Genomic DNA, 24,858 nt, shown 5'->3' on the forward strand with positions numbered 1-24,858 from the left:
TTTCCGCTACGGCTTGCCCGCTTTCCTGCGGGCGAATGCTGGGGGCAACAGGATGTTGGTCACGGAGTCGTTGCCACAGGACGTGGCGCCCTTAGACTCCGTTCCTTAATCGCTACGCTGCGGGGTCTCATCTATTCGCTTTTCCCGCGGGACATTGAATTTACTTTCTGAATCCACACCGCACGAAGGAAATGCGCATGCATTTTCGAGGAGTCGAGCAAGCCTTCACTCCAATCTACATAAATGGAGCTAAAAATACATGTTTTTTTAGAATTTTGTGCAATTTATCACCTATTTTTTTCCTAATCAACACGCCTGATATTGTATACTTAACTATATACTAATTAGAATCGGGGGATCATCATGTCATTAGATACGAATTCATATGTTTGGAGACCTTTTTCCATATCACCGCCACCGTTTACTCAACAATCCGCATTGAACACGCTTATATTAATAACAGATTAAGAATCTGCGAAATATAAGCTGTTTCGCAGATTCGAAGGAGTAAACGATGAAATCTACGATACAGTTTATCTTATCAATGATCATTTTTGGTACAATCGGTTTTGTTATCCGATACATTGATTTAGCTTCGAGCGAAAGAGCTTTATTCAGCAGCTCCATTGGCTGCTTATTTTTAATATGTATATTTTTAATGATGAAGAAAAGTATGCCTTGGGCAGCCATCAAAGTCCATGCAACCATCTTATTTTTTTCAGGAATAGCATTGGCTGGTAATTGGATTTTTCTTTATCAATCATACGATCATACGACGATTACAAACGCCACACTAAGCTATTATTTTGCACCTGTGTTTGTCATGATTCTTGCACCGTTCGTCTTGAAGGAGTCATTATCCATTAAGAAAATCATTTGCATTGCAGTCGCAATTATTGGAATGATCTTCATTATGGGGAATAGCTTCAGTACATCTGGAAAACAAGATCTAATAGGCATTTTTTATGGCTTGATCGCCGCTGCCTTCTATGCCGCGTTAATGATCATCAATAAATTTATTTTAGGAATCGGTAAATTAGAGCTAACCATTATTCAACTTGCTATTACCTCTTTACTTCTTTTGCCATACGTATTTTTGACAGAGGGATTTGGGATTTTTGAAGTACCTACTTCATCTATTCCATTTATTATCATCTTAGGTTGTATCAATACTGGTATTGGATTTTGGTTATTTTTTTCTGGTATGGAAGGATTGAAAGGACAAAGTATTGCGATGTTAAGCTATGTAGATCCATTCGTAGCTATACTTGGTTCATCGATCATATTACGGGAACAAATGACCGTTATTCAAATGCTTGGCGGAGTACTGTTATTAGGGGCTACCTTTGTGAGCGAATTGACCTTCATCAAATTCTCAAGACATTTATAAAGGAATAGGTTAATAACGTACTAAACAGTGGGAGATATTCGTCTCCCACTGTTTTTAAATAGGAACTTGCGGAAAAATTTACCTTGAAATCATTTTGGTTCATCTTTTTGAATCAATGAATTTTCTAATTCTATAAATTATCAAACGTGTTGATTAGAAAGAAATCAGGAAATATATTTAACATAATCCTAAAAAAATATATTTTTCGCCTTTCTAATAAAGTGAAGCTTCCATCAGTGGGGGTTTTCTTCATCCCCCCACTGGGCTAGAGGAACGGAGGTGAAAAGCGACACGTCCTGTAGCAACACCTGAAGGACCAACATCCTGCCCGCCCAAACCAATCGGACGCATGCGGCAGTTGCCCTCCATCTATCTTTCTTGTTTCTCTATAAATCTTGAAATAGGGGGCTAACCGCCCATTAAAGTGGAATAAAAGAATTACTAACCATTGAAAATTTTTTGAATGTGCTAATGAAGAGCTTTCGTCTCCTATTTTTCATTTCAGTTGTGTATTCTTCATACCCTTTCCTTCGTTTCATAAGATCAGACTCATTTCTTATGCTTGTATCATAAAAATAAATCTCACACCAAATGAATAGCCTATTCATACAATACATACGGAGTTCGTTCTTATGAAAACTAAAAGAGGTGATGAGAATTATGAGTAAAAGTGTAGATTATGCCTCTCCATCCGCTCAGTTTACTTTTGATGTCAATAAAAGCCCTTTATTTATCAAAAATAGCCAAAATTACATTAACGTATTAGGGATCAATCAGTTGAATACATTAGACAATGTATCTCTACTCGATATTTTTCTTAGTCGAAGTAACATCGTAGAGCCCCACTATCATCAAAACGCATCTGAACTTGTCTATTGTATTTCAGGTGCTGCTGTTGTATCCATGTTAAATCCATTTACAAATCAAATTCACAATTATTATATTACACCAGGCCAGGTGACAAATATCCCACAAGGCTGGTGGCATTATGAAGTAGCGGCAGTTGATCATACGCACCTTCTGGCCATTTTTAATGCTCCTACCCCGCAAGTCATTTTAGGTTCTAACATTTTGAAATTTACACCTTCCAATATCATGTCCCATACTTATGGCTTCAATGAAAATCAGTGGAAACAACTAACCGCATCCATTAAACCAAACACCTATATAGGACCTCAATAAAAAGAAGTAGATGGTACGATTTCGTTCAGCCATTCTAAAAAAGAAATCGTAGTCAATTGGTTTAACTACGGTTTTATGATCTCTTATGACAAGCAACAAATTCTACCATCTCTATCTTTTAACTCACTTAATAAGATACAGATATTTAAACTTGAAAGTTTTTTTCAAAGATGTTGTTCGTTTATTTTCGCTTACTAACAATAACGTTTCCCTACAATCAGAACAGAAAAAGGCCAGGAAAACATGAATCTTATATTTTCACATTCTCAGAAATCAAAATATGATCGTATATTACATGATTAATATGCAACCTATAAATATGGTTAAAACATTTCTTTAGTAAAAGCATATAAATTTGAAGTGATATTATTAAGACTCTCTATGATCTCACTAAAATCTTGAGCAAGTTTTGCTTCTTCAGTAGAGGCAATCGTTATTTGCTTCATATTTTCCTGTAAATTTCCGATATTATTTTTTACATTATCAAGAGAGGTTTCTATTTCTTTTGCTGAATCTGCTGTTTGATTCGACATTTTTCGCACTTCTTTTGCAACAATATTAAATCCAGCGCCATGCTGACCTGCACGTGCCGCTTCAATTGAAGCATTTAATCCAAGTAAGTTCGTTTGTCTAGAAATAGATTTAATAAGTTGCGTAATTTCATTTGTTTTCTCGGAATCTTCTAACGCTTTTTGAGATTGAACATGAATTTCCTCACTCGTTGCAGCTAACTCTTCTGAATGAGATGCAATGACATGAGATTTATCCTGTAAATTCATCACAATTTGTCGAACAGTATCAATATATCCCTCTAGTTTTTTTTCTTTATCTAAAGGTTTCCCAAATGCTAAAACGCCCACTAATTTATCCTTTTCATAAACAGGAAAAGCATATGCATTGATAGGCATACCATATACACTTTCATCTAAATAAATATCAGAATTTTTCCCATTCAGGGCGGTTTGAAGATTTTCATCATCTTTTAAAACTTTTGCCCCTACTTTATAACCAATTTCTAAATTTTCTCCTGGTAAATATTTTGTTATCGTTTCATTTTCTTTTTCAACAACAACTACTACGGCCTCTTTCTTTAATGCTAAATGTATATAATCAGCCGATATCGTTAAAGCTTCAATAATATTCAAAATAAAAACCTCCACAGTTTAATAGTCAATTATGCTTTTTAGTAATTATTACCCATTACATTGTCATTATAGCAAAAAACAATTTACAAATATAATATTCTTCATCAAAATTTAATGAAAAAGTTTTTCTTGATGAAAGCATATGGAAAAGGCAATCATATAGTCTTAGGCCTCTACTTTCTTACTTCATTGAAAAAAGATCCATTTTTCTTTTATTTAATTTCAAATGATAAATGTCCCAGAAGAATTCTTAAAGCTTCGATTCTCAATAAATCGAATTTTCTTTATAGAGACCCATAAAGACCTATATTTATATAAAAATCCAACAGTAAGCCTACTGGCCCGTTCTTTTCGTTTTCCTATTATTAGGTATAAAGTGTGTATTCATAAAGTTTTTAATCCACCCATTATCATTTTCCCAATTACACGGAATTGTCTCTTCTTCAAGAAGATAAAAGGATTTTCCATTGCAAAACAACATCTTTCTGTTTAATATGGAACTTTTCCACACAAAACTAGATGAACATCTTAATCCCAAAAAAGATTAGGATCATCCCTATTACATAATCAATATATTGTAATTGGTGTAGATCAACGAGCCGATTTAGATATTTTCCTGATAAACTGGTAAATCCCAAAAATAAGAAAGTTGCAGTTATACAACCGAACGCATATAGTACAGTTGGAATGAAACCAACAAGTTTATGCGAAGCTATTAACGAACCAAACGTCCCGGACCAAAAGACAATCGTTAATGGATTAATCAACGTTATTTTGATGCCATAACTAAAACTATTGCCTTCAAATGCTATTGACTTGTTAGTCTTTTTGCGAGCATTTCTTATAAAAGTTACCCCAAAATAAATAAGTATGACCATTCCTAGGAAACTGATCATGTTTTTTATGTGAGGAATTTGTAGCAGAGCGGATACGGACGTGAACGATAAACAAATATAAAAAGCATCTACTAATGCAACGGCGCAAGTCATTTTGAGTCCTTCCATGAATCCTTTATTGATTGACAAATGCAATACTGTAAAAAATACTGGACCGACAGACAATTGAAGCAACAATCCTAGCATTAATCCCGATATATATTCCATCTCATTTCTCCCCCACATTTCTGCCTTTATACTTTGACAATATTCTTTTTCTTGGCTTTCTTAATGAAGTTGAGACCATCCTCATAAAGTGAAGCTTCCATCAGTGGGGGTTTTTCTTCATCCCCCACTGATGGTTAGCTAAACCAATCGGGCTTTTACGGGCAGTTGTCCCCCCACCTGTCTTTCTCGCTTCTCTCTAAACCTTGTGGTGGGGGTCTTACTGCCCGTTAACGCGGGATAAATTTTAACCATTGATTTTCGTCCATTATACTTTTATCTATCGGACGTATAGCTGCAAGCTTTTATTTTTTCGTAATATGTACAATTCAATTGTGCCTAACCCCTATTTAAAATGCTTAAAAAGAATCATTTTGGGACAAGTTTCAAAATGATCAGCCAAGAATAAAATATTTATCATATGAGTTGAATTTTACGATCCTTTATTTGAAAGTGAGGAGAGATAAAATGAAAAATAATCAATCTTCTCAAAAACCCGAATTATCTGAAAATTATGCAGCAAAATTAGCTGTCATCGCGGGAGCCATAACCACACTTGGCGACGGACTTGCAACTATTGCGGCCGCGATTGCTTTACAAGAAGCAGAAAATAGTGATTCTAAAACGTCGCAAAATAATACAAATCATTCTAGACAACTCGATCAAATTCAAAGACAATTGGACCAATTGTCTCGTAGAATGGATAAGCTTGAGCGCAGAAAATAGGAACTCTTCAGTTACGAGATATGAATTATTTCTAAATAGTTTTATCTTGTGGCTTCGTTAAATATTCAATTTGCGTAATAAATAACTCAATCAATTTTTAAAAATTCCAATTCCTGTGATAGAATTTGAACATAATCCTACATAGGAAGGGACGTTTTTTCATGAAAGAGTATTTTGTCAAAAAAGCGAATGGTATTCTTCGTTATCATGATTTTCCTGGTCAAGAAATACCCATTCTATTTATCCATGGGCTTGGATGCGCTGGCTCATTTGATTATCCGCTTGTAGCAGCACAGGAAACCCTAAAAAAACACCGTTGTATTTTAGTTGATCTTTTAGGTTCCGGGTATAGTGACAAACCAGATGATTTTACTTATACAGTTAATGATCATGCAGAATATCTTGCGGATTTTGTTACTTCCATTGGATTGCAATCTTTTGTCTTATTTGGTCATAGTCTAGGAGGAGCCATAGCACTGTCTTTAGCCACTAAATGCCGTGCTCAAATCGATAGAATAATCTTGAGTGAAGCCAATTTAGATAAAAGTAGTATGGGCTCAACCAGCAAGTATATTGCGGATTTTGATATGCAGGATTTTCAAGAGAATGGTTTTAGTAAATTGGTACAAGAAAGCCGAACAAACGGAAACCAAATGTGGGCAGCAGCCTTATCATCATGGTCGCCTACAGCAGCTTATCTCATTTCTAAATCAGCGGCAGAAGGAGAAGAACCATCATGGAGAGAACTATTATACTCGCTTGATTGTCCTAAAACCTTCATCTTTGGAGAGAATTCATTACCCGATCCTGATCTGCAGGTACTTAATGCTCACAATATTCATATTGAAGTTGTAAAAAATGCGGGACACTCTATGGCTTGGGAAAACCCTCAAGGATTGGCTTGGGCAATCGAACAAGGCATCCAAGCAAGATAAACTTTCATGGGTCATGGCTTCTAGCTACACATGAAAAAGATGATTACACAGGAAATATACATATTAGTTTAGAAAAATTTTTTAGACTTGATCATTCAAATCAGCTTTAAGGAATGTTTTTCCTTAAAACCTATTGATGATAAGGCGAACATTCATACAGTGGGTAGTTTTCTTTATCCCACTGTATGTTAGTTGACCCAAGCTAGCGTTTGCAAACAGTCGCTCCTACACCTATCCCCTTGTTGATTACTTAAATCCTAAAGCGTGGGAACTACTACCTTGTTCATACGGGATCAATTGCGTCCTAGTGTCATTACGTCCAGATTTTTTCGAGCTTGCTTGAAAAATTGCCCTGATTTAGCGAAAGTTTGTACATCCCATTTCGCCTCCTATAGAAGAGGTGAGTGTCTTCTGTACCTGTCACGACTCTTTCGGTACATAAAATATTGGCTCCTGTCGCTACAGCTTTCGCCGCATAAAACATTGCTGAATCAAGATAAAAATTCATGTTTTCAAGCTTTTGAGCAATTCTATAATTTCTCTTCTCAACTTTTGTAAATTCTCGCTAAGCATTTGCAATTCTATTTTAATTTGTATAATTTTTTCTTCCATCCACTACACCCCTATTCTATAGCTCTCTATTATATCTATAGTTCTATGAATAGGTATTATATCCCTCTTTATATATTTAAAATGGAAAATAAGTAAAATAATTAATTTTTATGTTAGAAGTAAAAAAATAAACCCTCACCATAAACTGAGCAACATCATCGTTAGGATCCAGCTTAGAATGGTTGAGGGTAATTATGTACCTGATTTTTATTGAACTTTTTCAATAAGTACTCCCTTGATCTGATCAAAATTTATACAACATAGTCCTTCAATCATGATCATATCTAGTTCATTAATCCGTACACGCTTTAAAGATGGCAGATCATTATCTGTATAGTAATCTAAAACTTGCCCATTTTTAAATCTCACATAGACATTGTATTTATCTTCCATTTCTCCACCTCCTATGTTTTTAATTCGCTGCTTTCTACAACTTACCTTTGAAAATATTTGGATAAATTATGACAACTAAATGCTCACAACTCGAATCTCGTTGAATATCGATGGGCTCATTGAAAAACAGAATTGCACGTATGTCTGATTGAAGACCGACTTTCACTTTAGCTATATTTATCTTTGTTTTAATCCCTTATCTTTCTTTCATAAAAATCTGCAAAATACGATCCTGCGCTGTTTTTCCATTTGTACATCACAAAAAAATAGCACGTTGGTAGTTAGTATCCCTTAACATGCTATTTTCTGTGTAAAAATCTTCAGGTATAGGTATTTTTCTTTCTTATTTCTTCACATCGACAATTCTACCCTCTGTTACAGGGGCCACTGTTTTTAGTTTTGTTAAATGCTCTGCTAGGTTCTCCCAATCTGATAGGCCAAGATCTGTTACACGACCTTCTTCATATGCTTTAGCAAACACCGTATAACCGTCTCCACCTTTTGCTGTAAAAGCATTTGTTGCGATTTTATAGGTTTGTTGATCTTGAATCGGTTGGTAATGGCCGCTTTCATCCTTATACGAAATTGAAACGACTCGTTCTCCTACCGGTTTTGAAGAGTCAAATTCTACTTTACCGCCAGATACATGTAAGAAACCGCCGTTTTCTTTTGGATATTCTTTAAAACTGATTTCAAAGGCTGATTTTAATTCGGCACCTGTTAATGTCATTGTGGCAAGTGTGTTGCCAAATGGTAAAACAGTAATCACTTCTCCTACCGTGATATCACCGGCTGGGATTGCAGATCGAATGCCCCCACCATTTTGCAATGCCAACACAATATTAGGATCATATGTTTTTGCTTTTGCCAGCATACCATCTGTCACGATATCACCTAGTGCCGTTTCACTATTTCGTACACTAACGCCATTACCTTCTGCATCCGTTCTTGGGTTTGGAAGTTCGCTTTCTGCAATCGCTCCAATTGATTGGTTCGAAATTTCTTTCACTTTATCCGAGTAATCCTTTAGCATTGTAGCTACTTGTGGATCTTCGGGTAAATCATTTATCTTGATCAGCTTACCATCTGATTTCACGATTTTACCATCACTATCAAATTCAACATCTACTGTTCCTAAGAAATCGCTATATTGATAGGCTTGTACAATGACTGTCGAATCTTTTGCTTTGTTGTGATTATCTTTATCGATAATTACAGGTTGATCTAATTGTGTATGACTATGTCCACCGACAATTACGTCGATCCCTTTAACGGATGCAGCTAACATTCGATCATTATCAACAACTGGATTATCATCATAGCCAATATGCGTTAAAGCAATAATTTTATCAACATCTTGACCTTCGAATGCTTTTACTGCCTTTTGAGCTTCTTCAATATAATTTTCAAAAGCTATACTTCCTGGACTTGAAATATCTTTTGTTTCCGCTGTCGTTAAACCAAATATCCCCACTTTTTCGCCATCGATTTCTTTAATAATGCCGTTATAAATCTTACCTTTTTCAGGCTCACTTGAAATCAAATCGGTGAATAACCCTTTAAAGCGATCATCCGCTGAAAAATCAACATTTGCACTAACGAATGGGAAATTTGCCCCTTTAATAAAATCCGCAAGCGCTTGATGACCTTCTGGGCTTGATCCTAAATCAAACTCATGATTTCCAAATGTCATGGCATCATATCCCAATGCATTCATAAATTTAAGATCGGCTCTTCCCTTAAACTCATTGAAATACAGTGTTCCACTAAATACGTCACCTGCATCTAGTAATAGTGAATTCGGTTTTTCGAATCTAACATTTTGAATAGCTGTGGCTCTTTTAGCTATATTATCTAAATGTGCATGCGTATCATTTGTATGCATAATGGAAAGCTCAAAGTCCTGTTCTTTACCATTCACCACTCGAATTTTCTTACCATCTGATGTTGTGATCAGACCATTGGCTAAAGTCGCACCACTGTACCAGAGCCCCTTATATTGAACGACCCCTTTGTTTAATTTGGAATCCTTATACAATTTTCCTTTATAAAGAGTTAAACCTTTATTCAATTTCGGGCCATTATATAAATTACCTTTGTATAATACGAGACCATGATTAACCTTTCCTTTAACGTATAATTTACCTGTTTTCTCAACAATTCCTGTATAAGGCTTACCGTTTTTGTAGTACTTACCTGTTTGCTTGACAATCCCCGTATAGGGCTTACCGTTTGAATAATAGATACCTTTATATTTGCCTGTTCCCTTTTTACCATTTTTATAGTAAACGTTGCCTTTTAAGCCTTTGTATAGTTTGCCATTTTTATAGAGTTTGCCTTTAAATAGTTTAAATCCTTTTACAACTTTGCCATTCGACTTTTGGACAAGCTTATTGTGTGAAATTTTATATCTAGATGCTGCATCTACCTCTAGTTGTGTAGTACTAATCGTTCCAAATATAACTGCACTCCCTAAAATCAGCGACGCCAGCGGATTAACCCGTTTCAAATTATACATTTCTACTCAACCGTCCTTTATCATATTTTTATTACTACTTTTAACATAGTAATATATACCATTATAAAAAATAATATCTATCTTATCCTATGTATAACAAAATATTTTCAATAAATTAATATAACCTCAATAATTAAATTTAGGAATGGATAAGGAGAGAAATAGGCAATGATCCTACTTTTTACTATAAAAAATTTTTCATACATGGTTGGAGACAATCATTTCACAAAGTTTTCTTGATTATGCCAGTGAAGTTATGTTGATGCAGGATAAAATGATCTTTTAACAGCCAAAAAGCACGAATGTTGATAAAACAACATTCATGCCTTTTCATTCTCTAAATATTTAGGTGAAAATTTTTCAAGACAAACTCTTCTTAAATAAGCATTTACTATTTGACTCATTATTTTAATGACACATAGGTACTCACTTTTTGATAAAATGCATGATAAATTGTACCAATTATAAAGGATATTCCCCAACAGCTTGCAAAAATAATTAAGCAATATCCAATCATTTTAAAAATAATCAGCTGATCATTTGTGGCAATAATATCTTCTATAATCCCTAGCTTTCGCCATAGCAAAGGCCGGACTGTACTCTGTTCATGAATTAAATAAATACCAAAAACATATTTTGAAGCGAAATTGATGTTCGGTGATTGTATTTTTAACTTTTTAAAATATTGAAATAAGCTATAAGCCATGATCAATACAAGTGGAGAATTGTATGAATATAATTGATCCATTAAACCAAAACGATATATTAGTAAACTATTTATGAGTGCGAAAAAGAAAAACATGAGTAAATAGATATTCCGATGAAGATCTTTTATAAGAAAATCATACATTCGAATGTATGCAGCTAGAATATAAAGAAATAAAAAGTACACAAGCCCATATCCATCTGAAACTCCCACTAACGTATTGGGATAAATAAATTGCCAAACATTACAAATCAGAAAGCCAATTAAGATTAAACGCGCATGTTCTTTTTTATCTATCCCCCCTATCAATTTGTTGATAAAAGGTGATAGAGCATACATAGCAAAATACACTGTTACAAACCAATACTCACCTGTGAACACTGAAAATAACGATTTTACGAATATAGCTATATTAAAGACGGTATTTCCTACGAGGACATTTACAAGATAAATCATCGTTGAAAAAAAGCTTACTTCTAAAAATAAATGAACTAACTTCTTCAATTTAAATGTTGAATTTGTAAGAAAATATCCACTCACTAACACATACAGACTTACGGCAATAATAGCCAATGATCGGATAAAGTAATATAATCCTTCATTGAAACTGGATAAAAAACTCGGTACATCCACGTACTTCGAGATTCCATGTGTTCCAATATGTAAGATAACAATCATAAACATAGAAATAATTCTTAATAACTCAAAATTCGAGTCTCGTATTTTTCTTTTAACACTGCTTTGCATTATAGACCTCCGAATAATATACTACAAAAACGAATCCATCATATCATATTATAGAAAATAATCCGTCGTTATTTATAAAAATGTTCTGATATTTTTTTAAAAATTATATTAAAAATACACTACCTAATAATTATTTATCAAGCAGTGTAAATAAATATAGCTATCATTTTTTTATCAAAAAGTGTTGTTCTATGAAATTCTACATAAAGCGAAACTTCACCCAGTGAGGGCCTCTTTCATCCCTCACTGAGTGTTAATCGAACCATTGATCTTTTGACAGTAGATCTCATCTCTGCTTTTTCTGTGTAAAAACCTTTGCCATGTACAAATTGAGAGCAGTTGCTCATGAAAGTTTACTTACACCTTGAAGAATTCTTTCTGCCCATTCATTCCGGTTAAAAAACTCTTCACTTATAAGTATTTAAAAATAGATGCCTATTTATACTTTTTGGACAAATTCTTTTTTGGCAGTGATATATAGACCGGATTTCGTTTTTAAACGATACACATTGCCATAGCGAACTACACCTACGATCGTATAAACTGTATTTTTAGGACACAGTTCTACTCGATTCTTTTTGTCAAATTTCAAAGAATTATAGGCCCAGCAGTTCTTTTTGATTTTATATTTGCCTGTTCCACTTTGATAGTAGTTACTAATTGTCACTTTTTTTGTATAATCCAGTTCTTCTGCAATCACTTTGGCAATAGCTTGGCATAGCTTTTCAAAGTTTTCACGATAGGCAGCCGCATCCTTCTCACTTGTCACAAAACATACCTCTAATAAAATGGCTGGTTTTATCGTATTTTTGAGGAAATACAGCTCTTTACGTTCTTTTGCCCCTCGATTCGTAATACCCAGTGCCGTTGCCATAGCCTTTGCCATTGCAGCTGATAGCGACTTCGCATCATAGTATAAGCATTCAGAGCCAGTCGCACTTGCAGAGGCACTATTAAAATGAACACTAATATCCAATAAGCGTGATTTACTGTTGTGATAATTAACAATTGTTTCCAAATTTTTATTTTGCGTCGTTGATGTAGTATCGTGGAATTTATAACCCGCGCCATTGTACTGAGTGGTCAAAATCGTATATACGCGATCGACCACTTTCTTTGCTTCGTTATGCTCGTTTAATACACCAATAGCACCCGGGACCTTTTCTCCATGACCTGAACTGATTACGAATTGTTTTACCATTATTTTTTGTCTCCTTTCATGATTTCTAATGCTTTTTTGATGGGTTCTGGTACATTAATGCCTAATTTAATGCTGTTTTCACCTAAAGATGTGATTTCATTGATAATGAATAAAATAACTACTCCATCTGGAATGATTTGTGATAAATCGAATCCTTGTTGAGCTAATATCCTATAAAGAAGATTTGCAACAACAATCCACACCCACATCACACATTTTTTTATAATGCCTTTTAATCCTCGTTTACTTGAAAGATTCCCCCAATTTGCTGCTATGCCTGTCAAATAATCAAATATATTTAAGATTAATAAGGTGGTTAATAGTATACTCCACCCCCCTAAAAAATAAGAAACCATCGCTCCTACTACTAAAATTACTGTCTTTATAGCATGCTCCATTTTCCAACACCTCATATTTGTCTGCATATAATGGGATTTTAATTAGACGAGTTATTGTAATATACTCAATTTTTACTTAAAAATAAACGGCTTTTGCCTTTGTTTTCTATTTAAATAAAATAAATTCAACATAAGAGGTCTTATTCAATCAGAATATTTAAATATTCAAAAAGAAAAGTGAGGGATTAGCTGATGTTGTTTTGGATTATATTAGTTTGGACATGCATATATATTAAATGGATTGATGTTATGACAGGGTTTGTATTGGAAAAAATCTTACCAAGTGTGTTGATTAAGAAAAATGATGATGAATATAATCGTGAAAAGCTCCTATTTTAACTTCGTTTTTATGGATTGTAGTGGAGATATCAGTTGATTATCTATCTTTTCATGAATAAAACTGGATAATCAGCACACTTGAATTTTTACATAAAAAATGGAGGGATTTTAATTTGAAAAGACCAATTGGGGTAACTATCATTAGTTACTTATCTATTTTTGGAATAGCTGCTTTAATCTCCACAACATTTTTCTTTAACCAAATTGCCAATAAATTTGGATTTGCAGAAAAATTGGGATTATCTGATTTTCCTGAAGAACTATTCCGAGTTCTCCTAGCGATCGTGACGTTAATCATTATTTATGGATATATGAACTTAAAGCCATGGGGTTTTTGGCTGATGGTTTCCTATTGCATTAGTTTAGGAACCATTAGTTATCTTATAATTCTTTCTAATAACAAACGGTTGTTTATCGGAAATTTCGTCTGGTCATCTATTGTCTTCATCTACTCCATAGCGGTTCATAAATCTTTCTTTAACGAGAAACACACTCAGAAAATAAAATTTGTGAAATAGTTGCTTTTTCTTTACTTTAAAAATTCACCTGATTCAAGATAGGTTTTGATAAAGTGAAACTCCATCAGTGTAGGATTTTCTTCATCTCCACTGAGCTAGAAGAACTCAGGTTAAAAACGCCACGTCCTGTGGCAACACCTGAGTGACCAACATCTTGTTGGCCCGAACTAATCGGACTTTTACGGGCAGTTGATCCCCCATCTATCTTTCTCGTTTCTCTATATCTTGCGATGGGATCATACTGCCCGTTAAAACGGGATAAATTGAATACATTCGTCTGCTTTACGAAAACATTCATGGAATACATCTGATTGAAGCATTTCGAAAAAGTGATCTGTTCTTTGAATACAAATATTTGATAAAATAAAGCTTCCATCAGTGAGGTTTTCTTCATCCCCCACTGGAATAGAGGAACTCAGGTTAAAAGCGCCACGTCCTGTGGCAACACCTGAGTGACCAACATCTTGTTGGCCCGAACCAATCGGGCGCATGCGGCAGTAGCCCCCATCTATCTTTCTCGTTTCTCTCTAAACCTTGAGATGGGGGTCTACTGCCCGTTAATGCAGGATAAAAAAATTTCTTGTCCTGCTATTAAATTATGTATTTGTTCTATCATAGATTTTAAATTTGCTTGTTTGTCCGCATACTCAAACAAGTCCAATTGACGATTCAAAGTTAAACGACTCCTCACCAATAATAATTTTTTCATGGTGGGCTCACTTAGGATGACCTGTGCTCCGCCAGTGTGTTCTCTATAGAATTATTAAGAAAGAAGATTATTGTTAAATTTTCATATATGAATCAATTTCATAAATCATTTTCTTCTTAAAAAATACGAACATTTGATAATAACTGATTTTGATAGTTGTGGAGAGGAGGACGGCGACTCCTACGGGAAAAGCTTGAGCTGAAAGCCCCGCAGGAACGTAGTGACGAGGAGATTGAAGCCAAGCCCGTGGAAAGCGCCGTCTGGAGCGGAACAAAAATTTCTGAATTCTGAATTCTGAATATTAATGTTCATGTTGATTTAAAATGTTCATGTTTTTTATCTGAATTTTACATTATGAAATTGATTCATATAGATAAACAAAGATCATATTGTTTAGTTTTTATATTTTTAGAAGTTTGCAAAAATTGAGTTAAAAAATGGGTGCTTAAATGTGTAGAAAACACGATTAAGCCTTCCCATTTGTGTGTAGATTATTGATCCATATATGGTCTCAATGCATTTACCCAAATCGCATAGCCTTTTCCATTTAAATGCAGTCCATCACTCGTATATTGGCTATCTAATTGGCCATCCTTTAAAAATTGATCATGAATATTGACCATTGGGATTTTATGTTTGCTTGCTAGCTTTTGAAGGCCGTCATTTAAAAGAACCACTTGTGAATTATGTACACGATGACCGTATAATTTGTTATTCACAGGTAATACAGACGTCATAATGATTTTTGTATTGGGGCTTTTTTCTTCAATATCGGAAAGAATTTTATCATAATTATTTAACGTTTGTTCTCTTCTAAAGCCTTTTGCAATATCATTTACGCCAATCATTAAAACGATTCGCTTTGGCTGTCCGTCTGTAATAGTGTCCAACCTTTTCAAAAGACCAAACGTAGTATCTCCACCAATCCCACGATTTAAAATAGGCTTAATTGGAAATTCTTCTGCCCATTCATTGTATAATATCATACTATCACCCAGCATGACTGTGGATTCTTTTGTGATCGCTAACCGTTCAAATAATGTTTGTCGCTGCTCATAATGTTCTGGACGTAATACAACTGATTGAGAATCCATCACTTTATGATCCATTTTTGTTTTCACATCAGCAAAGCTATTCGTTTGAACAAGTACAGTTATCAAAGCAGTCAACAATACAATATTGACGATAAATGATACTTTTAATCTTTTTGTCATAAAAATCACCTTCTAGCAATAATCCTGTTATTTTGTTACCTTTATGACTCTATTCTATATTTTTTGGTTCCCATAAGCGAATAAAAGCTTTTTCCAACGTTTAATTTTGGATACTCTAAACATTTTCTTTTATAATTTTTTGCGTGATTATTCAATGAAGCAAATTCAATATCTTGCGGGAAAGTAAGCAATCTATAGGGGAAATCCGTTGATTATCTTAATGGGCAAAATTAAATAATCAATAGACATGATCATTCTATTACAACTGTTACATTTATTTTACTACTTCAATACAGCTAATCATCGGGAGCTTCGATTATTGAATACTTTTTCGATAGTTTGTGCTGCTTTATCGTTAAAATACATTCCCTGCTCAATCAGATGATTATTCTCTAAACATACACTTATAAACAAGTCCATTCTTTTTCATTCAATCCCTCTTTTATAAATACATAGAGAAAAAAATAGGAAAAAGGACAATATAAAAATATAATCTGCCATTTACGTTATCGCGTTTTGATTAAAGTTTTGAATGATAGATATGATATTGAGTTACAATGCAAAAAAACTTCTTGAAAATACAATACCCAATCCTTATGGCATATCGGATTGGGTATTGATCATTCATTGTGCAAAACCGTATTAACATGGTAATTGTACAAGTTATTTCTGATTTGACTATACGCGCGATATCTGAAGTTAGGGGACTATGAAAGCGAACGTATGTAAATAAAATAAATAGTAGCACAAAGTAAACCATTTGTTACATCACTGTTTTGCACGTATAAACATGTCATTTTAAAAACTATACAAATATATTGGATTCTTCATGATTCTATTATAATGCAAATATATCATAAATATAAAAAATATATGGTCGTTTTTGAAATTAATTTTGAAAATTATTTTACAACAATTGAAATTTTATTTTTTCAAACGCATCATTTCACACAAATATTGGATACAATCGACAGCCATCATAGAAACTGAATGATTGTTAGGCTGAAATCCACTCTAATACCTCTATTCGATTGCCAAAAGGATCAAAAAGATAAATCCTATTTGCACCTGGAAGCTTGTCATCTTCTATAAATGGAATGTTGTTTTTGGCAAGATGCCCTTTCAATCCCTCGAGATTATTGATCTCAAAAGCGGGATGTGCTTTTTTAGCAGGTAAAAAAGGTTCTTCAATCCCTATATGAATTTGAATATTTCCTGTGGCAAACCAAACTCCACCATTTTTCTTCAATGTATCTGGTTTTTCAATCTCTTCAAACCCCAATATATCCTTAAAAAAGGGGCGATAGATATCTTCACTGTTTTTGGGGGCTGCTAGCTGGATATGATCAATCCTTTGAAATCGGAACGACATTTAGTCCACTCCTATCACATTTAATACTTCCTCTTACATCATTTTACATCTAGCATACATCATAAGTAAATTTTAACTTTTTTATATTTTTTCATAAATAAAACTTATGGCTCTTAACTATCAGCACTTGGATATTCCTTTGAAAACTTCCTTATCAATATACCTGATTTTATTTAAAAAATTTTTCAAAAACAAAGACCACTCTTCCTTGAAGAGCAGCCTTCGTTATATAGTATAAAGAATCACTAGTACTGTAGACACTATGATATCTAATTATTTTTCCCATTACTATAGATTGGATGATGATACAGGATCATTATTAATTATTGTTTTTCAAGCTTCTTTCGTTACACTAATTGTAAATGAAAGGTTTGAAAATCATTCGTTTATTTCGTAGCCTATTTGAACAAAATCTACTTATTTCAATTTGTATAGTTCTATCATATTCACTCAGTCTAAAAATAGACGCTTCCTATTTTAAAAATTTTTGAAATAATTGTGTGCTTTTATAAGCAATCACTCCCACTTGTCCTCTGTTTTTCACTTGAATCTTTAAAATAGATGTCTTATGGTCAGCCAATGTGAGATAAAATCTGTGAGGCAATTCGAGCTATTCATTTTTTCAAAGATGATGCAAAATCATGAAAAGCTACTTGTGTAAAACCTGTATAATCTGATCCGTCTATTTTGGCTTGTGCAGTATCTCCGTCAAAGTCTTTTAGTGTTAGCCATTGACCATGTATATCAATATATTTTAGTGGTATATAGTTTTGAAATAACACTGTTTTTTTATTTTTTTTCATATTCCATTTATAGAAATTAGAATCATTTTGTAAAGTATAGTAAAAATTATTTTTACCGATATTGAAAGCTTGTGCGTTCATAAGGAATTCATATTTTTGGCTTGTAGCTGGCGTTTCAGAACGATATTTCCATACATGATCTTTTGCTAATTGTTGATCGCTGATTAAAAAATAATTTAAACGATAGCGATCACCGCGGTCAGGCATAGGATCATTCCAAGTGATATCTAGGTTGTACCATTTGCCATTTACTTTTACTTTATTCCACGCATGATTTGACCCTTTTACTTGACCAGTAATATATTTCGTCTCAACACCTGCTTCGGTAAGTATCCGATATGCTGCTAGTGCATAGCCTTGGCAGACAGCCTTATGATCGAACAGTACCGCATATGCAGAATGACCTCCGTCAGTTGCATCTGAACTGTACTTCGTATGAGATGCTATATATTTATTGACAAAATAAACTTTTTCAAAGTCAGTCATTTCTTTTAAATGGTTATGCTTCACAATATATGCTATTTTACGATTAATCTTCTGTTCTTGTTGTGATGTTGTTAAATAAAAAGACTCTACTTTTATTTGGATAAAGCCCATTTTAGACGAAATATAATAAGAGTAACCCGTCAAATTACCAAATCCATAATTGGCGGTTGTGCTTAGCTCATCGATGATATTCTTGAACATTTCATCGACTTCTTTTGATTGATAAATAGGGATTTTTGTTGAAATGGTAAAATCAGGGTTAACTTGATCTAAATTTTTTAAAACTTCTTGCTTTATTTGCGCTTTAGTTGTAACTGCTGGAATATCGTCATCTGCATAAACATCATAGTGTAAATAACCTGCTGTACCAAGACATAGTAAGAATCCTAGTAACAAAGCAAGAAATCTTTTCATTAATTTCTTCTCCTTTCCAACATTTTATCTATCATAAATGAAGTGAATTTTTAAGATATCTGTATGAATCAATTTCATAATGCAAAATCCAGATGAAAAACACGAACATTTCTAATCAACATGAACATTAATATTCAGAATTTTTTGTTCCACTCCAGACGGCGCTTTCCACGGGCTTGGCTTCAATCTCCTCGTCACTACGTTCCTGCGGGGCTTTCAGCTCAAGCTTTTCCCGTAGGAGTCGCCGTCTTCCGCTCCACAATTATCAAAATTAGTTATTATTAAATGTTCGTATTTTTTAAGAAGAAAATGATTTATGAAATTGATTCGTATACATAACTATAAATCTAAAATAAGAAAAGTAGACAAGTAATTTATGGTACATTATCCAATGTCAATAGAACGTCATGGATATTGAACATAGTATTCTAACACTTTCCAATTTGACAAAAAAATTTAGATGAGGTTTTACTTTTGATAATTGGGGAAAAATGATACAATAAGGGCAAACACAACGGAAGGGACGATGGGTGGACAATGATTCAATAATCTTATTTTTAACGATTGAAATTTCATGTTTCGATTTCAAAAATAGGATTAGTCTGCTCATTTTCTCTATATACAGTTAAAGCTATTGATAATAGCTTGTTTAAATAGGCAAAAAAGCGACTAATCCTTCCAAAAACTTTGGGAGGATTTTTTCTCTTGATTCAGCAATTTTTTTGCGAAGAAAGCGTACAACAGAAGCAGATGTTTGGTGCGACGAAAACGTAGTGGCAGGAGCCAAATCTTTTTTTGTACTGAAAGCATAGCGGCAGGTACCGCCTCTATAGGTAGCAAGATGAATGCGAGCCCTACTCAACAGGTGTACAACGTCCGCTGAATCAAGATGAAGTCTCTAGTTGATGTCACGAATTTTAAAGAAAAACTTTTCAAGCAAGCTTATCGGAAAAATCCGGATATCATTACGCTAGAGTCTAATGGATCCTCCCTAAAAAAGAGAGGTGTATAATATGCAAGAACTACTGAAACTTCAACATATAAGCTTCGAATTTCAAGATCAATCGTTGCTGGAAGATTTAAATACCACGATTCAAAAAGGAGAGATTATTGGACTTATCGGCAAAAATGGTGCTGGAAAATCCACACTCCTGCAACTTATACAAGGAAATTTAAAACCGACAAAAGGCCAGCTCATACAAATTCCGAAGAATATGACCACTTTTTATGTAAAGCAGGAAGCTGAAACATACGAATCTGAGAATATCGATCAATTAGAGGCAACGCTCCTATCAAAATGGCATGTCCCCACTGCTCATTTTTCTTCTTTAAGCGGTGGTGAAAAATTAAAAGCGAGATTAGCTGAAGGCTTTTCAAAGGATGTCAATCTTTTATTACTTGATGAACCGACAAATCATTTAGATCAAGAGAGTACAGAATTATTGATCAAGCAAATACAAAATTATCAAGGGACAATTGTCGTTGTTTCACACGATAGACGTTTTCTTGATGTCGTTGCAACAAAGATATGGTCGATTGAAGAAAAAAGATTATTTGAACATAAAGGAAATTATACGAGTTACATGCATCATCGAGAGCAAAGAAGGCGTTCTCAACAACAAGAATACGAAAAGCAACAAAAAATGATCAAACGAATTGAATCCCAAATCAATGAAATTTCCAACTGGTCTCAAAAAGCACACGCACAATCAACAAAACAGGAGGGAGTGAAAGAATACTATCGTGTCAAAGCAAAAAAGATGGATATACAAGTAAAATCCAAACAAAAACGTTTAAAAAAGGAGCTTGAGAAAACAAAAGTGGAAAAAGTGGCTCCTGAGTATTCCGTTCAATTTTCAATTCACTCAAACCAAAAACGAGGAAAACGATTTTTAGAGGTTAAAAATTTAACAAAGTCGTTTGAAAATCGAACCTTGTTTCAAAATGCTCATTTTACGATCCAGCATGGTGAAAAGGTCGCTATAATCGGACCAAATGGTAGTGGAAAAACAACATTCTTGAAGGTTCTAATGGAGCTTGAGAAAGCAGACGGTGACATTTGGATTTCTCCAAGTGCTAATATCGGCTATTTAACACAGGAGGTATTTGATTTACCACTCGATCAAACTCCGGAGCAGTTATTTTATAAAGAAACTTTTCAACAACGTGGAAAAGTTCAAAACTTGATGAAGCACCTTGGTTTTACCGCAGAACAATGGAAAGAACCCATCTCCAATATGAGTATGGGTGAACGTGTTAAATGTAAATTAATAGCCTATATCTTAGAGGAAAAAGACGTCCTTCTTTTAGATGAACCAACCAATCACCTAGATTTACCATCACGGGAACAATTAGAAGAAACATTAGCCAGTTATAATGGTACATTGCTTGTTGTATCACATGATCTCTATTTTTTAAATAAGATTACGACCAATAAGTTAGTCTTTATGGATCAAACGATTCAAAAACAATTTGACGCGCCATCAACTGAAAACAATAATGGCAACTCTGAGCTCCGACTAAAACTGGAAAATGAACGACAAGAGGTTCTAGGCAAACTAAGTTTTTTATCTCCAAAAGATAAAGAATATGCTAAATTAGATCAAAAATTTAATGAGCTGACCAAGCAAATCAATGCATTGAAATAGTCTCTCTTACTTCTTTCTCCACTGCCAACTTTTAAGCATGTGATACGAACAAAACAAAGAGTGGTGTCCAAAAAGTATTAAGTATTTCGTTTTGCATTCAATTCCATGATCCTTTTTTGTCATTTCTAAACTGTTGATTTCCGTTACAGGCGTTCAGCCGCAGAGTCGTGCCAGCCGTAGCGGAAATCAGCAAATACACTATATTTTGTAGTGAAAATTAAATCATCAACAGTTCAATCATTTTATTAAGATAGACACTTATCAAACAGCCATTTTTATCAAATTACAAATAATAAAACACACATAAGTACATCGCTGCACTTCCAGCTAGCACAAATAAATGCCAAATAACATGATTATAAGGAATTTTACGATTTTGATAAAAATAAGTGCCAACTGTATATAAAATCCCACCTATTAATAATACAAGAGCCCCATTTGGTGTAATATGTTCAACTAATGGACGGTACGCAATGACGATAAGCCACCCCATCACAATATACAGCATTAGCGATAAAGCGTTAAAGCGATAAATGAAAAAGTGTTTAAAAATAATCCCTACAATCGTGAGTCCCCATTCGATACCGAAAATGACCCACCCAAGTTTTCCTCCTACTCCAATTAGAGCAATTGGTGTGCAAGTACCTGCGATTAATATATAAATGGAGGCATGATCTAACTTAGAAAAAATAAGTTTGTACTTTAGAAACCTATGAAATAAGGTGGAAGCTAAATATAGTATCATCATGGATACACCAAAAACAACGAAACTTACCATATGTAACGTTGAACCATGCTCATTTGCTTTGATAATCAGTAGAACTAGGGCGGGAATAGAAAGCAAAAAGCCTAAGCCATGTGTAACGACATTCCAAAATTCTTCCTTCTTATATTTATTTTCAATTTGCATAACCGTTTCACGTACATTTGTTGATTCATTCATGAAACAATCCCTCCTAAAGAAACTCTTCTTACTATTAAGTATGCTTTCTTTAAGGGATTTATAGTATTACCATATGTCATCGATAACTTATTACAAATATCATATGCATCCCTTTCAATGTTACTGATTATGGAAGAAAATGGACTGTAATAATGAGCAATTGGCGTTAAAATACAACTATTATGTCAAATGTATTCACTAATTTTCTCCCAATCAAAACACTTGATATTCCTATGTTTATACCATTATTGATAATTATATCTGATCATTTAGTCAATGATAAATATCCCCATATCACCAAAAGACCTACCACGACGTAAAAAAGAGCTCGTCCAAAAGAAGATTGCCTTACAGCCTCTATGAAAATTTCTTTAATAGTGACAACCACGATAATGCCCAATGCAAAACTAATAATAAGTGCCCATAATATTGGGTATTTCATGCCAATAATACTTCCTACAATCGATCCAAAGGCAACTGGCAAAGAAACAATACTAATGATAAACAAAAATACTTTAAATCGGAGACCTGCTAGAAATAAAGGGATAAACGTTGCGATCCCTTCAGGAATATTATGCAAAATAAGCGCTTGAAGTATCGGCTTACTAATTCCAAGATTCTGACTCGCTCCAAATGCTATACCTAGCGGAAAATTATGAATGGCAATACTAATCGCCAATAAAAAGCCCGTTTGAATAAATCGATCCTTTTGGAAATTTTCCGTTGAAGGGGCTATCTTATGAGAAAATTCGTGAATATTTATAAAACTAAAAACACCTAACAAAGCTCCAATCGTAAAGACAATCCAGCCACCAAGATAAATACTTTCGGGTGCGATCTCTAAAGAAACCAATCCTAATATCAAACCCGTGCATAAAGCATTGATCGTAGAAGCCTTTTGCTGAATTTCTTTTAAAAACAGCGCAATAATACCACCAAAACCGAATCCTACTACAGTAGCTAAAAAAGCAACAGTCCCGACATAAAACATCTGATCACCCCAATCCCTACATATAAAGATATATGGGAATATAAAGGAATTTATTCAAATGAAAATTAGCTTTACACGCACGATTAAATCGCTCAAAATAATTGCTGATACAAATGAATTAATCATAAAGTGAAACTCCATCCGTAGGGGGTTTTCTTCATCCCCCACTGAACTAGAGGAACTCAGGTTAAAAGCGCCTCGTCCTGTGGTAACACCTGAGTGACCAACATCTTGTTGGCTCGAACCAATCGGGCTTTTACGGGCAGTTGATCCCCTATCATCTATCTTTCTCGTTCTCTATATCTTGAGATGGGAATCTTACTGCCCGTTAAAGCGGGATAAAGTGAAACTTTCATCAGTGCGGGTTTCTTCCCACTGATGAATAGTTAAACCAATCGGACTTTTATGGGCAGTTGATTCCCCATCATCTATCTTTCTCGTTCTCTATATCTTGAGATGGAAGTCTTACTGCCCGTTAAAGCGGGATAAAGTGAAACTTTCATCAGTGCGGGTTTCTTCCCACTGATGAATAGTTAAACCAATCGGACTTTTACGGGCAGTTGTCCCCTATCATCTATCTTTCTCGTTCTCTATATCTTGAGATGGGAGTCTTACTGCCCGTTAAAGCGGGATAAAGTTTCATTTCTAAATGCCTCTTTCATTCTGCCCTCATTTTTTATGATAATCTCTCTGAAAATATGTTAACCTTTTTTATAATTTTGTTTACATATTGTTTTTTACGCGGTATGATTATGCCAATACATCTATCAAAATAGATGTTATTCATTTTAATATTTATCGGAGGTTGAACAATAACAACAAAAGAAATGGTTTATGCAGCACTATTTACTGCATTAATCAGCGTATTAGGAGTGGTTCCCCCCATTTCACTAGGTTTTATACCTGTACCTATAACAGCACAAACACTTGGTGTAATGCTTGCAGGATGCTTTTTAGGAAAAAAATCAGGGACGATTAGCTTAATTCTATTTATCATATTGGTTGCTTTAGGTTTACCGATATTACCAGGTGGACGAGGCGGTCTATCCGTACTAGTTGGACCATCTGCTGGATACATATTAAGTTGGCCACTTGTAGCATTCCTTATTGGCTATGCCTCAGAAAAAGTATGGGGTTCTTTAAAAACATGGAAATTATTTATCATTAACTTTGTTTTTGGTGTGGTACTTGTGAGTCTAATTGGTGCACCCATTATGGCGATCATCACACATACTTCTGTTTGGGCAGGCCTTGTCGGTGCGACAGCCTTTTTACCTGGTGATACCCTAAAAGCGATTATTGCTGCTTTTCTTGCAGTGCAACTAAAATCCATTAGCCCAATAGAACAAAAATCACAAAGTTAAAATC

21 protein-coding genes are annotated in these 24,858 nt (G+C 34.2%); 7 read left to right on the top strand and 14 right to left on the bottom strand.

The annotated features are described in order from the left end of the window. The first annotated feature begins 514 nt into the window (after window positions 1-514). Complete coding sequence (locus FEU33_RS09240; RefSeq protein WP_146549091.1) at window positions 515-1,390, top strand: DMT family transporter; 876 nt, start codon at window positions 515-517, stop codon at window positions 1,388-1,390. Window positions 1,391-2,050: 660 nt separating this feature from the next. Further along, window positions 2,051-2,572: a cupin domain-containing protein gene (locus FEU33_RS09245; RefSeq protein ID WP_146549092.1), complete on the top strand. Its 522-nt coding sequence runs from the start codon at window positions 2,051-2,053 to the stop codon at window positions 2,570-2,572. A 323-nt stretch (window positions 2,573-2,895) separates the two neighbouring features. On the opposite strand, the gene FEU33_RS19290 is transcribed toward FEU33_RS09245, so the two are convergent. Next, entirely contained in the window at window positions 2,896-3,717 is an 822-nt protein-coding gene (locus tag FEU33_RS19290) for a methyl-accepting chemotaxis protein (protein WP_146549093.1), read from the bottom strand. 515 nt (window positions 3,718-4,232) lie between these two features. Then, a complete protein-coding gene (locus FEU33_RS09255; RefSeq protein WP_243881287.1) occupies window positions 4,233-4,820 on the bottom strand; it encodes a LysE family transporter in 588 nt (195 codons plus the stop codon). A gap of 465 nt (window positions 4,821-5,285) precedes the next feature. Between FEU33_RS09255 and FEU33_RS09260 the strand changes: the two genes are divergently transcribed. Next, window positions 5,286-5,543 (top strand): hypothetical protein, encoded by a 258-nt coding sequence (locus tag FEU33_RS09260; protein ID WP_146549094.1) that lies wholly within the window; start codon window positions 5,286-5,288, stop codon window positions 5,541-5,543. 161 nt (window positions 5,544-5,704) lie between these two features. Further along, window positions 5,705-6,478, top strand: a complete 774-nt coding sequence (locus FEU33_RS09265) for an alpha/beta fold hydrolase (RefSeq protein WP_146549095.1) — start codon at window positions 5,705-5,707, stop codon at window positions 6,476-6,478. An 819-nt stretch (window positions 6,479-7,297) separates the two neighbouring features. On the opposite strand, the gene FEU33_RS09270 is transcribed toward FEU33_RS09265, so the two are convergent. The 5 genes from FEU33_RS09270 to FEU33_RS09290 form a co-directional block, all read right to left on the bottom strand. Beyond that, complete coding sequence (locus FEU33_RS09270; protein WP_146549096.1) at window positions 7,298-7,483, bottom strand: hypothetical protein; 186 nt, start codon at window positions 7,481-7,483, stop codon at window positions 7,298-7,300. Window positions 7,484-7,826: 343 nt separating this feature from the next. Then, a complete protein-coding gene (locus tag FEU33_RS09275; protein ID WP_244951005.1) occupies window positions 7,827-10,001 on the bottom strand; it encodes a bifunctional metallophosphatase/5'-nucleotidase in 2,175 nt (724 codons plus the stop codon). A 403-nt stretch (window positions 10,002-10,404) separates the two neighbouring features. Next, window positions 10,405-11,454 (bottom strand): acyltransferase, encoded by a 1,050-nt coding sequence (locus FEU33_RS09280; RefSeq protein WP_146549097.1) that lies wholly within the window; start codon window positions 11,452-11,454, stop codon window positions 10,405-10,407. A 439-nt stretch (window positions 11,455-11,893) separates the two neighbouring features. Next, the gene (locus FEU33_RS09285) at window positions 11,894-12,655 is read right to left on the bottom strand and encodes an N-acetylmuramoyl-L-alanine amidase (RefSeq protein WP_146549098.1); all 762 of its coding nucleotides are present in this window, start codon (window positions 12,653-12,655) and stop codon (window positions 11,894-11,896) included. After that, a complete protein-coding gene (locus FEU33_RS09290; RefSeq protein ID WP_186725802.1) occupies window positions 12,655-13,053 on the bottom strand; it encodes a phage holin family protein in 399 nt (132 codons plus the stop codon). The genes FEU33_RS09285 and FEU33_RS09290 overlap by 1 nt, the downstream gene beginning before the upstream one ends. 452 nt (window positions 13,054-13,505) lie before the next feature. Here FEU33_RS09290 and FEU33_RS09295 point away from each other — a divergent pair, with 452 nt between their 5' ends. Continuing rightward, on the top strand, window positions 13,506-13,910 hold the full coding sequence (locus FEU33_RS09295) for a hypothetical protein (RefSeq protein WP_146549100.1): 405 nt from the start codon (window positions 13,506-13,508) through the stop codon (window positions 13,908-13,910). Window positions 13,911-13,974: 64 nt separating this feature from the next. Here the strand turns inward: FEU33_RS09295 and FEU33_RS09300 are convergent, their stop codons facing one another. The 5 genes from FEU33_RS09300 to FEU33_RS09320 form a co-directional block, all read right to left on the bottom strand. Next, complete coding sequence (locus FEU33_RS09300) at window positions 13,975-14,208, bottom strand: hypothetical protein (RefSeq protein WP_146549101.1); 234 nt, start codon at window positions 14,206-14,208, stop codon at window positions 13,975-13,977. Further along, on the bottom strand, window positions 14,159-14,401 hold the full coding sequence (locus tag FEU33_RS09305; RefSeq protein ID WP_146549102.1) for a hypothetical protein: 243 nt from the start codon (window positions 14,399-14,401) through the stop codon (window positions 14,159-14,161). The genes FEU33_RS09300 and FEU33_RS09305 overlap by 50 nt, the downstream gene beginning before the upstream one ends. A gap of 709 nt (window positions 14,402-15,110) precedes the next feature. After that, the gene (locus FEU33_RS09310; RefSeq protein WP_146549103.1) at window positions 15,111-15,833 is read right to left on the bottom strand and encodes a GDSL-type esterase/lipase family protein; all 723 of its coding nucleotides are present in this window, start codon (window positions 15,831-15,833) and stop codon (window positions 15,111-15,113) included. A gap of 997 nt (window positions 15,834-16,830) precedes the next feature. Further along, window positions 16,831-17,205 (bottom strand): VOC family protein, encoded by a 375-nt coding sequence (locus FEU33_RS09315; RefSeq protein ID WP_146549104.1) that lies wholly within the window; start codon window positions 17,203-17,205, stop codon window positions 16,831-16,833. Window positions 17,206-17,819: 614 nt separating this feature from the next. Further along, window positions 17,820-18,908 (bottom strand): transglutaminase domain-containing protein, encoded by a 1,089-nt coding sequence (locus FEU33_RS09320; RefSeq protein WP_146549105.1) that lies wholly within the window; start codon window positions 18,906-18,908, stop codon window positions 17,820-17,822. A 1,013-nt stretch (window positions 18,909-19,921) separates the two neighbouring features. Between FEU33_RS09320 and abc-f the strand changes: the two genes are divergently transcribed. Continuing rightward, window positions 19,922-21,556 carry a ribosomal protection-like ABC-F family protein gene (abc-f, locus tag FEU33_RS09325; protein WP_146549106.1) on the top strand — a complete coding sequence of 545 codons (1,635 nt, stop codon included), beginning with the start codon at window positions 19,922-19,924 and terminating at the stop codon, window positions 21,554-21,556. Between the two features lie 283 nt (window positions 21,557-21,839). Here the strand turns inward: abc-f and trhA are convergent, their stop codons facing one another. Both trhA and FEU33_RS09335 read right to left on the bottom strand, forming a co-directional pair. After that, a complete protein-coding gene (trhA, locus tag FEU33_RS09330; protein WP_243881289.1) occupies window positions 21,840-22,499 on the bottom strand; it encodes a PAQR family membrane homeostasis protein TrhA in 660 nt (219 codons plus the stop codon). Between the two features lie 265 nt (window positions 22,500-22,764). Then, a complete protein-coding gene (locus tag FEU33_RS09335) occupies window positions 22,765-23,490 on the bottom strand; it encodes a ZIP family metal transporter (RefSeq protein WP_146549107.1) in 726 nt (241 codons plus the stop codon). A gap of 827 nt (window positions 23,491-24,317) precedes the next feature. On the opposite strand from FEU33_RS09335, the gene FEU33_RS09340 reads away from it, so the two are divergent. Continuing rightward, a complete protein-coding gene (locus FEU33_RS09340; RefSeq protein WP_342355265.1) occupies window positions 24,318-24,854 on the top strand; it encodes a biotin transporter BioY in 537 nt (178 codons plus the stop codon). Window positions 24,855-24,858 lie beyond the last annotated feature (4 nt).

Origin of the sequence: Rummeliibacillus suwonensis (assembly GCF_007896435.1) — a bacterium.
Lineage (GTDB): Bacteria > Bacillota > Bacilli > Bacillales_A > Planococcaceae > Rummeliibacillus > Rummeliibacillus suwonensis.

What these genes read in the sequence shown, in the direction of transcription:
- FEU33_RS09300 (WP_146549101.1), bottom strand. Translation starts at nt 14,208, where the DNA reads ATGAATGTTTTCGTAAAGCAGACGAATGTATTCAATTTATCCCGTTTT.
- FEU33_RS09245 (WP_146549092.1), top strand. Translation starts at nt 2,051, where the DNA reads ATGAGTAAAAGTGTAGATTATGCCTCTCCATCCGCTCAGTTTACTTTT.
- FEU33_RS09275 (WP_244951005.1), bottom strand. Translation starts at nt 10,001, where the DNA reads ATGTATAATTTGAAACGGGTTAATCCGCTGGCGTCGCTGATTTTAGGG.
- trhA (WP_243881289.1), bottom strand. Translation starts at nt 22,499, where the DNA reads ATGAATGAATCAACAAATGTACGTGAAACGGTTATGCAAATTGAAAAT.
- FEU33_RS09305 (WP_146549102.1), bottom strand. Translation starts at nt 14,401, where the DNA reads ATGCGCCCGATTGGTTCGGGCCAACAAGATGTTGGTCACTCAGGTGTT.
- FEU33_RS09335 (WP_146549107.1), bottom strand. Translation starts at nt 23,490, where the DNA reads ATGTTTTATGTCGGGACTGTTGCTTTTTTAGCTACTGTAGTAGGATTC.
- FEU33_RS09270 (WP_146549096.1), bottom strand. Translation starts at nt 7,483, where the DNA reads ATGGAAGATAAATACAATGTCTATGTGAGATTTAAAAATGGGCAAGTT.
- FEU33_RS09310 (WP_146549103.1), bottom strand. Translation starts at nt 15,833, where the DNA reads ATGACAAAAAGATTAAAAGTATCATTTATCGTCAATATTGTATTGTTG.
- abc-f (WP_146549106.1), top strand. Translation starts at nt 19,922, where the DNA reads ATGCAAGAACTACTGAAACTTCAACATATAAGCTTCGAATTTCAAGAT.
- FEU33_RS09255 (WP_243881287.1), bottom strand. Translation starts at nt 4,820, where the DNA reads ATGGAATATATATCGGGATTAATGCTAGGATTGTTGCTTCAATTGTCT.
- FEU33_RS09290 (WP_186725802.1), bottom strand. Translation starts at nt 13,053, where the DNA reads ATGGAGCATGCTATAAAGACAGTAATTTTAGTAGTAGGAGCGATGGTT.
- FEU33_RS09315 (WP_146549104.1), bottom strand. Translation starts at nt 17,205, where the DNA reads ATGTCGTTCCGATTTCAAAGGATTGATCATATCCAGCTAGCAGCCCCC.
- FEU33_RS09240 (WP_146549091.1), top strand. Translation starts at nt 515, where the DNA reads ATGAAATCTACGATACAGTTTATCTTATCAATGATCATTTTTGGTACA.
- FEU33_RS09285 (WP_146549098.1), bottom strand. Translation starts at nt 12,655, where the DNA reads ATGGTAAAACAATTCGTAATCAGTTCAGGTCATGGAGAAAAGGTCCCG.
- FEU33_RS09260 (WP_146549094.1), top strand. Translation starts at nt 5,286, where the DNA reads ATGAAAAATAATCAATCTTCTCAAAAACCCGAATTATCTGAAAATTAT.
- FEU33_RS09265 (WP_146549095.1), top strand. Translation starts at nt 5,705, where the DNA reads ATGAAAGAGTATTTTGTCAAAAAAGCGAATGGTATTCTTCGTTATCAT.
- FEU33_RS09340 (WP_342355265.1), top strand. Translation starts at nt 24,318, where the DNA reads ATGGTTTATGCAGCACTATTTACTGCATTAATCAGCGTATTAGGAGTG.
- FEU33_RS09280 (WP_146549097.1), bottom strand. Translation starts at nt 11,454, where the DNA reads ATGCAAAGCAGTGTTAAAAGAAAAATACGAGACTCGAATTTTGAGTTA.
- FEU33_RS09320 (WP_146549105.1), bottom strand. Translation starts at nt 18,908, where the DNA reads ATGAAAAGATTTCTTGCTTTGTTACTAGGATTCTTACTATGTCTTGGT.